At 41.9% G+C, this 14,289-nt stretch carries 8 protein-coding genes; 3 read left to right on the forward strand and 5 right to left on the reverse strand.

The annotated features are described in order from the left end of the window. Positions 1–6: 6 nt before the first annotated feature. The 3 genes from B3317_RS16625 to B3317_RS16635 all read left to right on the forward strand — a co-directional run bounded on the left by B3317_RS16625 (position 7) and on the right by B3317_RS16635 (position 6,499). Positions 7–2,052, forward strand: coding sequence for a RagB/SusD family nutrient uptake outer membrane protein (locus tag B3317_RS16625; RefSeq protein ID WP_291113708.1), 2,046 nt, complete (start codon positions 7–9; stop codon positions 2,050–2,052). A gap of 19 nt (positions 2,053–2,071) precedes the next feature. Beyond that, positions 2,072–2,806 (forward strand): DUF3823 domain-containing protein, encoded by a 735-nt coding sequence (locus tag B3317_RS16630; protein WP_291113711.1) that lies wholly within the window; start codon positions 2,072–2,074, stop codon positions 2,804–2,806. Between the two features lie 75 nt (positions 2,807–2,881). Beyond that, positions 2,882–6,499 (forward strand): glycoside hydrolase family 2 TIM barrel-domain containing protein, encoded by a 3,618-nt coding sequence (locus tag B3317_RS16635; RefSeq protein ID WP_291113714.1) that lies wholly within the window; start codon positions 2,882–2,884, stop codon positions 6,497–6,499. Positions 6,500–6,582: 83 nt separating this feature from the next. Here B3317_RS16635 and B3317_RS16640 read toward each other — a convergent pair whose 3' ends face one another. The 5 genes from B3317_RS16640 to B3317_RS16660 all read right to left on the reverse strand — a co-directional run bounded on the left by B3317_RS16640 (position 6,583) and on the right by B3317_RS16660 (position 14,284). Beyond that, entirely contained in the window at positions 6,583–8,520 is a 1,938-nt protein-coding gene (locus B3317_RS16640; RefSeq protein WP_291113717.1) for an MGH1-like glycoside hydrolase domain-containing protein, read from the reverse strand. A gap of 9 nt (positions 8,521–8,529) precedes the next feature. Next, complete coding sequence (locus tag B3317_RS16645) at positions 8,530–11,652, reverse strand: glycoside hydrolase family 2 TIM barrel-domain containing protein (protein ID WP_291113720.1); 3,123 nt, start codon at positions 11,650–11,652, stop codon at positions 8,530–8,532. 99 nt (positions 11,653–11,751) lie between these two features. After that, complete coding sequence (locus B3317_RS16650) at positions 11,752–12,354, reverse strand: lysine exporter LysO family protein (RefSeq protein ID WP_291113723.1); 603 nt, start codon at positions 12,352–12,354, stop codon at positions 11,752–11,754. Positions 12,355–12,356: 2 nt separating this feature from the next. Then, positions 12,357–12,632, reverse strand: a complete 276-nt coding sequence (locus tag B3317_RS16655) for a LysO family transporter (protein ID WP_291113726.1) — start codon at positions 12,630–12,632, stop codon at positions 12,357–12,359. A gap of 140 nt (positions 12,633–12,772) precedes the next feature. Beyond that, positions 12,773–14,284 (reverse strand): RagB/SusD family nutrient uptake outer membrane protein, encoded by a 1,512-nt coding sequence (locus tag B3317_RS16660; protein WP_291113730.1) that lies wholly within the window; start codon positions 14,282–14,284, stop codon positions 12,773–12,775. Positions 14,285–14,289 lie beyond the last annotated feature (5 nt).

Here is a 14,289-nt window from a genome sequence, read left to right on the forward strand (position 1 = left end):
AACAATATGAAAAATTATAAATATATATTACTGGTCTTCTCCTTCCTGTTTATGGGAGCTTGTCAAGACTTGGATATTCCTCCGACAAACATACTCACAGACGAGGATATATACAACGAAGCGGGAATAAAAGCATATATGGTTGGTTTATACAACCATCTGCCAATGGATGATTTTAATGTAAGCCAAGAAGGAGACAAAGGCGGTTATTATAACTGGAACAATATCGTATGGCCTATGCTCAGTACCGGAGAAACAGGCAATAGAAACAATACGGGTATATACATCCCCGAAAAAGGATATTGGAGCCAGGGATACCAGATTATCCGTCAGGCAAACACTCTTATCCAGAATCTGCCAGCCTACATCGGTCAACTGGATGGAGCCGAATCATGGATAGCAGAAGCTCGTTTTATCCGTGCTTATGTGTACTTTCAGTTAACTAAACGTTATGGGGGCATACCTTTGATTGGAGAACCTCAGCCATTACCTCAAGGCGAGAATAGCGAAAGCTCTCTGTGGGTCCCACGTAACAGCCATGAAGAAAGTTATGATTTTATTTTAGCCGATCTGGACTATGCCATCGAAAATATGGTAGCAAAAAGTGTCGCGGGAAGAGCCAACAAATATGTAGCCGCTGCCCTGAAAAGCCGCGTTGCAAACTTTGCCGGTTCGATAGCCCGTTATGGACAAAAATACAATTATTCTGTAGAAGGAGTAATGTTATGCGGAATACCTGAAACAAGAGCTAACGATTACTTCCGGCAAGCATGGGATGCATCTGTAATTGTGGAAAAAGGTGGCTATAAACTGCTACAAGCAGAGGGAACCGCTACCGAAGACAATTTTGCTAATATATGGCAAAAGGCTGACGATAGCCCCGAATCGATCTTTATAAGACAATACGATTATATAAATTATCGTCACAGCTTCGACGCTGTATATTGTCCACCACGCATGACCACTACCTATGGAGATCGCTACAATGTTACTTTAGACTGGGTGGAGTTATTCGATGGATTACCTATAAATCCGGCTACAGGCAGGATAAAAACAACTGACGACGACAACAATTACATTGTATTCAATACTCCACGCGAACTATTCGAAAATGCGGAATCTCGCTTGAGAGCATCTATACTGTTACCTGGAAATACATATAAAGGTATAGAGCTGGATATACGCAGGGGCATCATCAAAGAAACAGTAGACCCATCTGAAAAGATTAAAAAAATGAGTATAGATGATGGACAAAACACCCAATCGTACTCTACTACAGGCGGAAGTTTCTGGAAAGATAATATTCTGGAAACCACAGAGAATATTACACAACAAAAACCATACGAAATGGCAAATGGGGTAAAACTGAATAAAAATGGTATGGATGGCCCTGCAAACGGAGGTTCAAACAATACTATTACCGGTTTTCACGGTAGAAAATGGCTGAGTATGGATCTGACTGTAGGCGCCACCAAGCTGCACGAATCGCATCAGACCTGGATAGATATGCGCTATGCAGAAGTATTGCTGAACCGGGCGGAAGCTGCCATAGAACTGTCACAAAGCGGAGTAGCTACTTACGGAGGTAAAAATATGATAGAAGATGCTTACGAATCTATAAATAAAATAAGAACAAGAGCCGGAGCAGACCTGCTGAGCAGTAGTGGCGAACTTTCCACAGCCCCCGCTTATGAAAAAGGTGCCGGAAAAGGTGGATTCGTCCAGGCTCCTAACCGTGCGTTACAAATTCTCCGTGTGGAACGTTACAAAGAGCTTGCATTCGAACACAAGATATATTGGGATTTACGCCGCTGGTTCACGTTCGATACCCAGATATACAACTATCGCAGAAGAATGCTGAATCCGTTCTTGTTTGCCAAAGGAGCAACTGTAAACGAAAATGGTAATCCGGAGGGTAAATACATATATGATGCACGCGTATCTGAAAGGGCCAACAACAATCTCACATTTGCTACCAAGTATTATTATGAAAAAATACCTGATGGACAAATCAAAACGAATCCGCTATTGAAACAAAACAACCAATATTAATTGTAATAATCAGACAGATATGAAAAAGTCAATTACTTATATAATTCCCCTGATATTTGCATTGTGCATTTTCGTTTCATGCGAAAAAGACAACTACGATGCACCCGAAGCTACGATACAGGGTAAAATATTAGATCATAACGGAAACCTGTTACAAACAGAACAGGGCAACGGTAATATGAGGATCAAGATGGAGGAACTGAGTTGGGCCGGCGATGACGAAAGCATAGCTATTACTCCTCAATATCTGAACATGAGACAGGACGGTACATATATTAATACGAAATGGTTTGCCGGAGAGTATCGCATGACTCCCGTAGAAGGAGCTTTCTACCCATACAAAACAGAAGGCGAGAGTGTACAGATCAAAGGAATCTCTACTCAGGATTTTACCGTAATACCTTATCTCGACATAGAATGGGTAAAAGAACCGGTACTGACACCGGATAACTTTATAGAAGCCTCTGTCCGTTTCAAACGTAACGCCAAAGAAGGCGTAAATATGCCTAATCTCAACAATGCCATACTATGCGTTGCTACAACCCAATATTGCGGCAACAATAACAAAGATGGACAGTTATTCAACGGCACACAGAAAATCACTAACGATCAGGAAGGAACCGTTATAGATTTTAAAACCTCGATGGCAGTAAAATATACAAACACTACTTATTGGGTGAGAGTAGGTATCTGCTGTGACGACACGTACAAGAAATATAATTATACGGACATCAAGACCGTAAAGGTTCCATAATTATCAATTACTTATTATCAAACAAGGGGTCTGTTACGACCCCTTCTAATTCAATTTATCAAACCTGGTGGAATAATGAGAAACAGAAGACTAACGTATATTTTATCCTTGCTTACAATTATCTGCAATCTGGGGATGGAAGCTCAGATAAAGGAAACATTCAGTGATTCACAGTCGAAACTTACTATAATAGGCAGGGGAAATTGCCGTATAGAGAACGGTGTATTTCTGTCTAAGGACGCATATGCCTGCTTCGGAGATCAAGAGATGAAAAACTATACCTTTACATTCAGGGCGCGCGCGCCGAAAGATGCCGAACAGGTCCAGATATGGGCCGGGTTCAGGGCATATAACCGCTTCGACCGTTATATCCTGGGCGTAAAAGGAGGATTGCAAAACGACATATACCTGAGTCGTATGGGCTATATGGGAACAGATGAATTACTTGATATACGGCCGCTGGACTTCCACCCGGTTGTAGGTCAATGGTACGATTTCAAAATAGAAGTATGCGGAAACCGTATACGTGTATTCCTCAACAATGAAACCCTGCCGCGAATAGACATAACAGACAAGAACGGAAATCTGGCTCCGGCAGGACCTGTTACACTGGGTGGCGGATGGATAGAGACCGAATTTGACGATTTATCAATATCTGAACTTCCCGCCAATATCCTGGACGAGATACCGGACAGAATATATGAAGTAAAGGCTAACATTCAGGAAAAGGAAGCAGAAAGAAAAAATTTACGGGCTGCTTATCAGCCTGTCAAAATAGATAAAATCAATACAACACGCACAGAAATAGCACTAAATGGCAATTGGCTCTTTCTACCCGACTATGAATCAAAGAATGCAGAAAAAGAAGCAGATCCGAATATCGCGGACAATCAATGGCACACAATGAATGTACCTGATTTCTGGAATCCTATCCGCATATGGTTACATGGCGAAACTATGGGTAAATTTCCGAAAGGGGTATCGGATACATACTACCAACAGGAAACAGCACGTTGCGAAAACTATACATTCGATTATAGAAAAACCAAAGCCGCATGGTATCGTCAATGGATAGAATTGCCGGCCGATGTGAACGGTAAGAATATGAAACTTGTATTCGATGCCATTTCTAAGATGGCCGATGTATATGTAAACGGAACTAAGGTGACATCAAATGTAGGTATGTTCGGAGAGATCAAAACCGATGTTTCTTCGTTGCTAAAACCCGGAAAAAATCTCGTGGCGGTATATGTTACACGCGACTATATAAAAGATATAGAGGATGCCGATAAGATAGTGGATGTTGCAGTTACAGTTCCTGTTACCAACAAGATGCTGAAAGACATCGCTCACGGCTTTTACGGGGATGATCCGGCCGGAATATGGCAACCTGTTTCTCTCATTATTTCTAATCCGGTGAGGATAGAAGATGTATTCATCAAGCCTGACCTCAATGGAGCAACGTTCGAGATTACATTAAAAAACTATTCGGGTAAGAAAGCCAGATTTAGTTTATCAACAGATATTACAGATCATAATACATCAAATCTTTTCTATGGTCAGGAATCTTTAAATAAGATAGAACTCAATTCAGGAGAAGAAAGAGTAGTCAGCTATTCTATCAATAACCTGAAGCCACGGTTATGGACACCACAGTCTCCGAATCTTTACGATTTCACATTCAGACTGACGGCAAATAACCAGACAATAGACGATACCACCATTTTGTCTGGATTCCGCACATTCGAGTCTAAGAACGGATTATTATACCTCAACGACAAACCATACTGGCTGCGGGGAGGTAATCACACGCCGTTTGCACTAGCCCCTAACGACCTGAATCTGGCAAACAGTTTTTATCAGATAATGAAAGCCGGAAATATAGACGTAACCCGTACTCATACTACTCCCTATAATAAACTCTGGATAGAGGCTGCCGACATAAACGGTATCGGCATTAGTCACGAAGGCACATGGCCCTGGCTGATGATACAGCAGTCTATGCCCAATAAAGTACTCATAGACATGTGGGCTAAAGAATATCTCGGCTTGATCAAGAAATACAGGAATCACCCTTCCATCCTGTTTTGGACAGTAAATAACGAAATGAAGTTTTATGATAATGAACCTGATCTCACAATACGAAAAGAAAAAATGAAGATCATTTCAGATGTTGTAAAACAAATGAGAAAAATAGATTCTACCCGACCGGTCTGTTTCGACTCCAATTACCGAAGAAATGTAACTAAGCAAGGTAACGCTTTTTATGAAGGAATAGACGACGGGGACATAGACGACATACACTCATACATCAACTGGTATGATCATACGATCTTCAAAGAGTTTAATGGCGAGTTTCAAAAGAGGAACCGTAATGAAGGCCGCCCGCTAATCAGTCAGGAAATGTCTACCGGATATCCGAACAACGAAACAGGGCACCCTACTCGTTTCTATACACTTGTACATCAAAATCCACAAACATTAGTAGGATATCAGGCTTATGCCTATGGCAATCCGGAGGCATTCCTAGAAGTGCAGTCATTCATCACAGGCGAACTGGCAGAAGCGCTGCGCCGCTCTAACGATAAGGCATCAGGCATACTGCACTTTGCCCTGCTCACATGGTTCCGCAATGTATATAACGCCGAAACAATAGAGCCTTACCCTACTTATTATGCAATGAAAAGAGCCTTGCAACCGGTATTGGTTAGTGCAGAATTATGGGGACGCAACTTTTATGCAGGAGAAAAGATTCCTTCCCAGATATATATTGTGAATGATAGAGAAAATGGCAAAGCTCTGGAACCATCCTTATTATACTGGTCATTAGAGACTGAAACCGGAAAAGTGTTGATAAAAGGACAGGAAAAGGTCGTTGGGGTAGCACACTACGGACGGCGGGTAGTTACTCCTTCCATTAAAATACCGGACATCTTGCCTGCACAAAAAATAAAAGCCAGACTAAAGCTAAGATTAACTGAGAAAGGCGTACAGGTCTCTGAAAACGAATATAAAATATTGCTCGCCGAGAAAAAGTGGAATACAATACAAACGGGTGATAAAAAAATTGTACTGTTAGATTTCAGTGATATAAAACCGGCATTAGATTTTGCAGAAATACACTATAACACAGCTACATCTGTAGCCGCCGCATTGAAGGCCAAAGCCGACCTGTATATATTTTCGGGGATAGATGATAAATGCAGTATAAATGAAATCAAACAGATCAAGGAATATGTTGCCAAAGGTGGTAAAATATTTATCTCAAATTCACCCGAAACCGCACAACAGATATATCCGGAATACATATCAGGTAATATGAAACCTACCGAAGGTGATATTGCAAATATGGAAATACCCGAATCACCTGTATTTGATGACATTGACCTCCTCGAACTGAGATATTTCAACAACAATAAACGCGAGATTCCTACCATCTGCAATACCGTACTGAAAGTAAACAGGAACCCGAATGTAGAGGAATTAGCCAATCAGACCAAGATACACGGATACATAAATGGAGACATGGCACAGCGCTCTGAGTATGTAAAAACCATAAAAGGGTATCCATTGCTGAAAATACATGACGACAAAGGCGTGGCAACCATATCAACCATGTCTCTGGAAAAAGCCGTAACCGATCCTGTTGCCGGAAAACTACTGACTAATATAATATATGATCTTCTCAAATAAACCGAATAGAGAGTATTTTAGTCTTCCTTACCCTCATATATGGTTCTTAGAATAGCACTAAGAACCATATATAGTGAGTAAGTTTATTTATATTCCTTTTTATATTCCTTATACAATAAAAACAGATGTGCGGCCGACCAGCTGAAATGCGAGGCTTTTAGCCGTTCTCCTGTATATACGTCATAATTCTCATGTATCGGCGCATCGTTTTCCAGACCTTGCAGCCGATCGAAAACCTGCTGTGTATACATATCCGCCTCTTTTGTATATCCATACTTCCGTATGCCGGATATGGCAAAATAAATCTGGTCGATCCAGATAGGTCCCCGCCAGTATCCCCTCGGTGCAAATTCAGGATTATCTGCGGCAGCTGTCGGAAAAGGAATATATGTAGAGAACTTTTTCACATCGAACATGATTTTAGCGGCTTCATCCGCCTGCTCTTTAGTTGCCAGTCCTGTCCATAGCGGAGTCCATCCTTCGGGACCGAATACTTTTATGAACGATTTATTCAGCTTCTTATCAAAAAAGTAACCTGTTTCTTTATCGAAGAAGTAATCCTGAATAAGACTTTTCCTGTCCGGCTCATTAAAAGGAGTATTCAAGATTGCAGCAAACCCTTTCAACAGTGAATATTCGTATTGCAGATAAGCATTCAGGTCGATGGATTCCTGATCCATACTCCATGCCATCTCTCCGTTTTTCACCATTTTTGTATCATCGAAACGTATTGCATTATCCATGCCGCTCTCCCATTTCGCAGCTTCCAATGTTCCATCGGTTGCTCCGTATTCACAGATACCGTTCCGGTCGTGATCCCTGAATTTATACCACCACTGATGGTATCTGAGTAGTTTCGGGTACATTTCAGCCACAAAAGAAGTGTCCTTATCGGCCTGGAATACTCCATTTACAGCCCAGGCAGCTAAAGGAGGTTTCGTATCACGGTAATTATTCTCGGCAGGATCGGTATAGATACAGTCTGCAATCATTCCGGCATCATCCTGATAATCGAACATCGTCCGTATCTGGTCTTTTGCGAGAACCGGATCAAGATACGACAGGGCAACAGCATGCTTCCATGAATCCCATGCCCAGAATCCGACAAAGTAGTTCATCGCATGCGATGGTACAATACCTGCGTGCAGCAATGCCCCTTTGGGACTACGCCAGTTACTCATAAGCGTCATGATGCTTTTTACCATTATCCGGTTATTCTTATCCGGCATATCCTGACGGAGATTCTGCCTAATATAATGATTCCAGCATATATTGCGTTCTTCGGCTTTAGTATCGGAATTGGTCAAAATATCAACTATTTCCCCGTTCTTTTTTAAGAAATCCTCTTTTGTATTAAAATACGAAATTACAATATCGAATTGCTTTCCGATATCTTTCGATGTAGCAGTATAATGACCTGCCGATAGTTCCAATAGAATATCTTGAGGAAAACTAATCATTATTATTTCTCCGTTTCTTAAAGACGCCGTAATCCCGTGCGATTCTTTATTCCATATCAGGCTGTCATTCAGGCATCCCTCTGTCACAAAATAAACTTCATTATCCGATTTACATTTCAATAGAGCATGATTGGCTGTTACGAAAACCAGTTCCTGCCGGATGCTTTGCTCATCGCCCGACAAGTTCAGTGTCAATTTGCCCGGATAATAGATTGCCGTATCTTGCTTTAATATAACAGGCGCGCTTTTTCCATTTAAGACCGAAACTTCACAAATGGAATTACTTATCCACTTACGATGGTCTAAATCGACAGGGCCGCAAAATCCACTGATACCTGCTTCTTTACCGGGTATTGAAAAGCCCATCCACGAACCGCAATCTGTAAAATAGCCTTGTCCCTGACTGACTTTTCCCTGTGGGGTATGAACTACATTAAGCAAATTGGGAAAATTGAGAGTTAAATCTTCTTTCTGAAGTTCCGCCTTGTCCCCGGCCTTACAGGAATGTAAAAGCATTCCCGTAACAACAGCCAGAAGTATAAAAATTTTTGATCTATTCATTTCGCTCTTTTAATATTGTTTACCGGTCTCTACAAGGTTTGTGTCTTTATCTACCGGAATAATAGTGAATCCGTACGACATATCTTCCGGAGTAATCGTATATTCAGGGTGAGTCTGGGCTCCCCAAGTATTATCTCCGCCCACGCCCATCTGCATATAGTCTATATTCACCCATACCATATCCTGCTTTCTTACACTGCCGCCATGCTTGCGCTCTACATCGAAAGGTATATACATCAGGTCTTTCATCGGAAAATTCCATGCACTTATACTCAGAGGTTGTTTACCTTTTATCAATAGCCCGTCTCCCGTTGCATTTTGCAGGCTAAACCACCGGACATCGGATTTATTTGCAGTTTCCTGCGGGCGTATATACGGGTGGAACTGGCTCCAAACATCACTTTTATACAAATCCACCATAGCGGAGGTTTTCCTGTCCCAATAATTCTCATGAGGTCCGCGGCCGAACCATGTCATCTGGTCATATTCACCTTGTAATACCATATATAAGCCCACTTTCGGTATTTCGGGCAAGACGATATCCCCTGTTGTCAACTTATAATCCGTCTCAATAGTACCATCCGGGTAAATCATATAACTGATGCCAATCTTACAATTTTGTTTTTCCAGATTATAGGCAACCTTTATGAGTGTGTTATTACCTGACTTCTCACTAGTCAGGTTTTCTAATGTCATTTCCCCGGTTGCTTCCTTCCATGTCAGGCTACGTGTACCCAATCCGTTAGCTACGTCATTATCGGTCAGCGGTCGCCAGAAATTCGGAGTAATGCCCGTTTGCAGCAGTTCTTTACCATTTCTCCTGAGTGAATACAATTGTCCGTTTTCCTTTGAGAATGAGACTTCGAAAGCATTACCCGACACAACAATACGGTTGGCATATTCAGCTGATTGGGTATTACCCTGTATGCTGTTCTTTACAATATCTTTACTGCCGGCAGGCAGGGGAAACTGTTCATATGCCTGTAAGTGTCCTTCAGGTATAAATGGATGGCTACCCCTGTAATAAGCATTAAGATGTAGAAAATATTCGGTGTTATTCCTGACGGCAAAATCGGGAATATCGAGTGTAATATTTCTCGATTGATGCGCATTTAATCCTTGTACATCAAAATTTTTCCGGGCGATAATTTCTCCGTCAGCTTTCACCTGCCATTCGAAATCAAAGTCATCCAGATTTATAAAATCGAATTTATTGGTAATACGGACTACATTATTCGTAAACGGAACAGATTCGAAACGTACAGGCTGATATACTTTTTTCACTTCCCATATATGCGGGCGAAGCTTCCTGTCCGCCAATACTAACCCATTGGCACAGAAGTTGGAATCATTGGGAATGCCGACGAATCCCATATCTCCTCCATATCCCCAGATATCATTACCGGCCTGGTCTTTGATAGGGAAAGTCTGGTCTACCCAGTCCCATATAAATCCGCCTTGCAACTGGTCGTGCTCATCTATAAGATCCCAGTAATCCTTCAGATTACCGACACTGTTCCCCATTGCATGTGCATATTCGCAGAGAATCAACGGGCGGCTCTGGCGTTGATTGACATGCTCTCTCAATTGCCAGATGCGTGCATACATCGGACAATAAATATCCGAAAGGCCTGTCTTACGCGCACCTTCGTATTGTACAGGACGCGAAGCATCGAACTTTTTCAGCCAGTGATATACCGTCTCGAAATGTTCTCCGTATCCGGATTCATTTCCCAGAGACCATGTAACGATACTGGTATAATTACGGTCGCGCTTTACCATTCGTTCCACCCGTTCCTGAAACGGTACAATCCAGTCCGGAAAGTTTGCCAGCGTACGGGCTTCCGTTGCTTCCATTCCATGAGATTCTATATTAGCCTCATCTACAAGATATAAGCCATATTCATCGCATAGTTCGTACCAGCGTTCTATATTCGGATAATGGCTACAACGCACGGCATTGATATTGAATTGCTTCATCAACCTGATGTCTTCTATCATGCTGCTCTCGGTGATGGTACGGCCTGTTTTCGGCTCGAATTCATGGCGGTTTACCCCCTTAATCGTAACAGGTACACCATTTACCATAAAGAGTCCGTTCTTCATTTCCACCGTACGGAAGCCGAAACGATGGGAAAAAGCTTCTGAAACTTTTCCTCCTTTGTCCAATGTAGAAACAGTCAGGGTATAGAGGTCAGGCGCCTCCGCACTCCATGGTTTCACTGCCGCAAATGTATTTTCTATGCTGATCGTGCTGCCCGTTTTATCTGACAATTTTTTAATTGAAGAATAAATGATTTTTCCGTTTTCAGCAACTTCTATTTGTAGCGAAGAATTGGTAAAAGAAGTATTCTTATCCATCTCTATATTGAGTCTGAACAGGCCGTCTTTATAGCCATTGACTAAATCGGCCTTCAATTCAAAGTCCTGAATTCTTACTTTAGGACGGGCAAGAAGAGATACGCTGCGTTCTATACCGCTATACCGCCAGTAATCCTGCCCTTCGAGATAAGACCCGTCGCTGTATCTGTACACTTCTACCGCGATGTCATTAGTTCCGGCCTGCAGGTAATCATTGACAAGGAATTCGGCCGGGAGCCGGCTATCCTCACTGTATCCTACATAATGTCCGTTTATCCAGCAATAAAAAGCGGATTCAACCCCTCCAAAGTGCAGGATTATATCCATTCCTTTCCAATGCGCAGGGAGTGTAAATGTGCGTTTGTACGAACCTACCGGATTGTAATCGTGCGGAACATAAGGAGGGTTTGCAGGGAACGGATAAGCCACATCGGTATAGATAGGCGAATCGAAGCCTTGTAGTTCCCAACTTCCGGGAACCGCAATTTTACTCCATTCCCTCACATCGAAATCCTTTTGATAGAAAGCGGACGGACGCGAAGCCGGATTTTTTGCATAATGAAAATCCCATGTGCCATCGAGGGATAATTCCCTGTCGCTTGCCTGTTGTTTTATTGCAGCTTCTTTAGTCGAATGCGGCCTGAAAAAAGCATGCATAGGCAAACGGTTGACCTGATTGACCAATGGATTTTCCCACTCTTTGGGCTGTTGTTGAGCCAGACTGCATTGTAAAAACAGAAACAGTCCGATTAAAAGATTTATTTTTTTCATAATGATTTAGGTCGCAGACCTATTTATTACTTTGTTAAGTTCAAATACAACAAGAAGTTAAACTGAAATAGCATATCATTAAATCCTTATTCTACTTATTTACAAATAGCAGAAGAAAGTAACAAGAAACGGGACGGTAAGATCGAGTGTAATTCCATGGAATATGGCAATTATTACAAATTCCGGCCCGGAATATTTGGTAATAATGGGAAGTGTAGTATCCATTGTCGTCGCTCCGCCGGATGAGACAGGGGCCAGTTTTCCGAAATAAGTAACAAGCAACGGTGCCGCGAGCAGCGTAAACAGTTCCCTTATAATATTTGAGACTAAAGCGATTGTACCTAATTCAGCCCCCTTATATTGAGTAATAAAAATACTGGATAACGAGTAATACCCGAATCCCGAACCTACTGCCATACATTCGAAAATGCTCCAGCGGGGAATAAACAGACCGACGATTGCACATCCTGCCAAAGTGCCGACCAGTGTAGCTGCTGGTACGAGTATCACCTTAAGCTTATTATTTTTGAGAGCGGATAATGCTTTCTTATCATATCCTATATTAATACCAACCAGAAACATAAGGCCATAAAGGATATACACGCTTAAATCGTTATCAAGAACGACCTGAGGCAATATGCCCATACATGAAGCAATGGCTCCGGCTATAAAAAACGCAAGGATTATCAGACTGCCTTTCATATTTATTCTTTTCCTTTTACAAAGAATTTTTTATAGACAAACCATGCCAGCAAGATGCTGCCTGCAATGGCTCCCATCGTGATGATGAGAGCCTGCAAGCCAATTGTTGTCAGATTGTTCACTATCTTTTCATTATGTCCTACCGATATCCCCAGAAAAAAAAGGAGCAGGAATATGAAACAGGTTATCAGTTTCCCGATTATTTTAATATCCGGGATGCGGCGCAGAAAGTATCCGGCACCGATGCCGGCAAGCATAATAGCAAAGACTGTAAGCATAGTAATTTAGTGAATAGAAAAGAGTGTTTTTTCTTTTATTGATACAAAATTAAGGTCTCAGACCTTTTTATTACTTTGGTAAGCACAACAACGATAGTCTGTTATAATTCGAAAATATATCATTAAATACTTTCATTTACTCAATTAATCTGGTCGTTCGATTTTATTTCCAACAAAGGTATGGGATAAAAATTATTTTTGTCGGGAGAAAAACCCGTCCGACCGACAGCGGTAAGGGCTTCCTTTACCTTACCCCAGCGGCGCAAATCATAGAAACGTGTGTTTTCAAGAGCAAATTCCAGTATACGTTCATGCTCAATCTGCTTCTTCACAAAGTCCTGATTCGAGTCAGCAGGAATCCCCGGCATATCCGCCCTGTCCCTTACCTGATTGATAAGCGGTACGGCTTCCGGTGTCTTCCCCTGTTCGTTTAAGCTTTCGGCAAGGAGCAACAAGACATCTGCATAACGCATCAGAGGCAAATTGACCGCCGTCCTCGATTTATTCAGGTCTTCCAGAGTCGCAGGAAGATATTTTCTGAAACAGGCTTTTTGTGAAGCGGCCCCGAATAATTCATTATAGGTATAACCGTACACCTTCTTGTCTGCCATATCATTGAAATATGAATCGTTAAAGAAGACGGTTTGGTATAGCCGGGAATCGTACAGGCCTGTAGTGGCTGTCTTTCCTTCTTTTTTATATTCATCGATAAGTATCTGGTTAGGGAATATTTCGTCCCATCCTCCCAGTTCCCCGGTCGATATCCATTTGTGCAATGCAGTTCTGTATGCTGCACCATTAGCAGTATTTTCTGTGAACTGCAACTCAAAAACAGACTCTTTGGAATTTTTATTTGTCCCGTTAAACATAGACAGGAAATTCTTTTCCAATTCATAGCCTTTCACCTTTTTAAAGGCGTCTTCAGCCTTAGCCAGATATTCGGCTTTCTTGCCTGTTTCTTCATAAGCCCGGGTAAGGAGCGAATATCCCATGTACGCATAAGCTGCTCCCTGTGTGGCACGTCCAGTACGTTCAGGAGTTTGTTTCTGAGGCAAACCTGTAGCCGCTTCAAATTCACCGATTATAAAGTCCCATGCAGCGGCCCTGTCTGACAATGGCTTGCTGATCTGCGCTTCACTCGTAATATATTCGTTACGGATAATTATTCTCTCCCAGTTAAGCAATAGTTTCATGTGGTAATATCCTCTTAAGAAGTGGGCTTCGGCCAGGATTTGATTTTTATACGCCTCATCCATGCTGATGGAAGGAACTTTTTCCAGCACCTGATTAGCATAAGATATTCCCTGATAATGGATCTCCCAGTATGTGTAAAACTGGCTGTTGCCATTAGTATATGTGAAATTGAATAATTCTACCCATGTAGGATAATTAAGCGCATCACTTCCGATATTACAAACATCCTCTCTGTAAGCCTCTACGGGGAACTTTACTTCGGCAAATTCCCAGGTTTCAGTCGCACATTCCAGTTTTGAATATACTGCCGCGAGTCCTGCTTCCGCATCGGTCTGGCTACGCCAGAAGTTGGTTGAAGTAAGTTTGTCGGGAGAGTTCATATCAAGCCTGTCATCGCAAGACGATACAAAAAGTCCTGTAAGTACCAGACAAAGTATAATATATAGATTTTTTTTCATGTCGA

The organism is Dysgonomonas sp. UBA7710 (genome assembly GCF_002482385.1).
Classification (GTDB): domain Bacteria; phylum Bacteroidota; class Bacteroidia; order Bacteroidales; family Dysgonomonadaceae; genus Dysgonomonas.

Bases quoted from the DNA above. Each gene is read 5' to 3' on its own strand.
- B3317_RS16660 (WP_291113730.1), bottom strand. From the start codon at position 14,284: ATGAAAAAAAATCTATATATTATACTTTGTCTGGTACTTACAGGACTT.
- B3317_RS16650 (WP_291113723.1), bottom strand. From the start codon at position 12,354: ATGAAAGGCAGTCTGATAATCCTTGCGTTTTTTATAGCCGGAGCCATT.
- B3317_RS16640 (WP_291113717.1), bottom strand. From the start codon at position 8,520: ATGAATAGATCAAAAATTTTTATACTTCTGGCTGTTGTTACGGGAATG.
- B3317_RS16625 (WP_291113708.1), top strand. From the start codon at position 7: ATGAAAAATTATAAATATATATTACTGGTCTTCTCCTTCCTGTTTATG.
- B3317_RS16635 (WP_291113714.1), top strand. From the start codon at position 2,882: ATGAGAAACAGAAGACTAACGTATATTTTATCCTTGCTTACAATTATC.
- B3317_RS16655 (WP_291113726.1), bottom strand. From the start codon at position 12,632: ATGCTTACAGTCTTTGCTATTATGCTTGCCGGCATCGGTGCCGGATAC.
- B3317_RS16630 (WP_291113711.1), top strand. From the start codon at position 2,072: ATGAAAAAGTCAATTACTTATATAATTCCCCTGATATTTGCATTGTGC.
- B3317_RS16645 (WP_291113720.1), bottom strand. From the start codon at position 11,652: ATGAAAAAAATAAATCTTTTAATCGGACTGTTTCTGTTTTTACAATGC.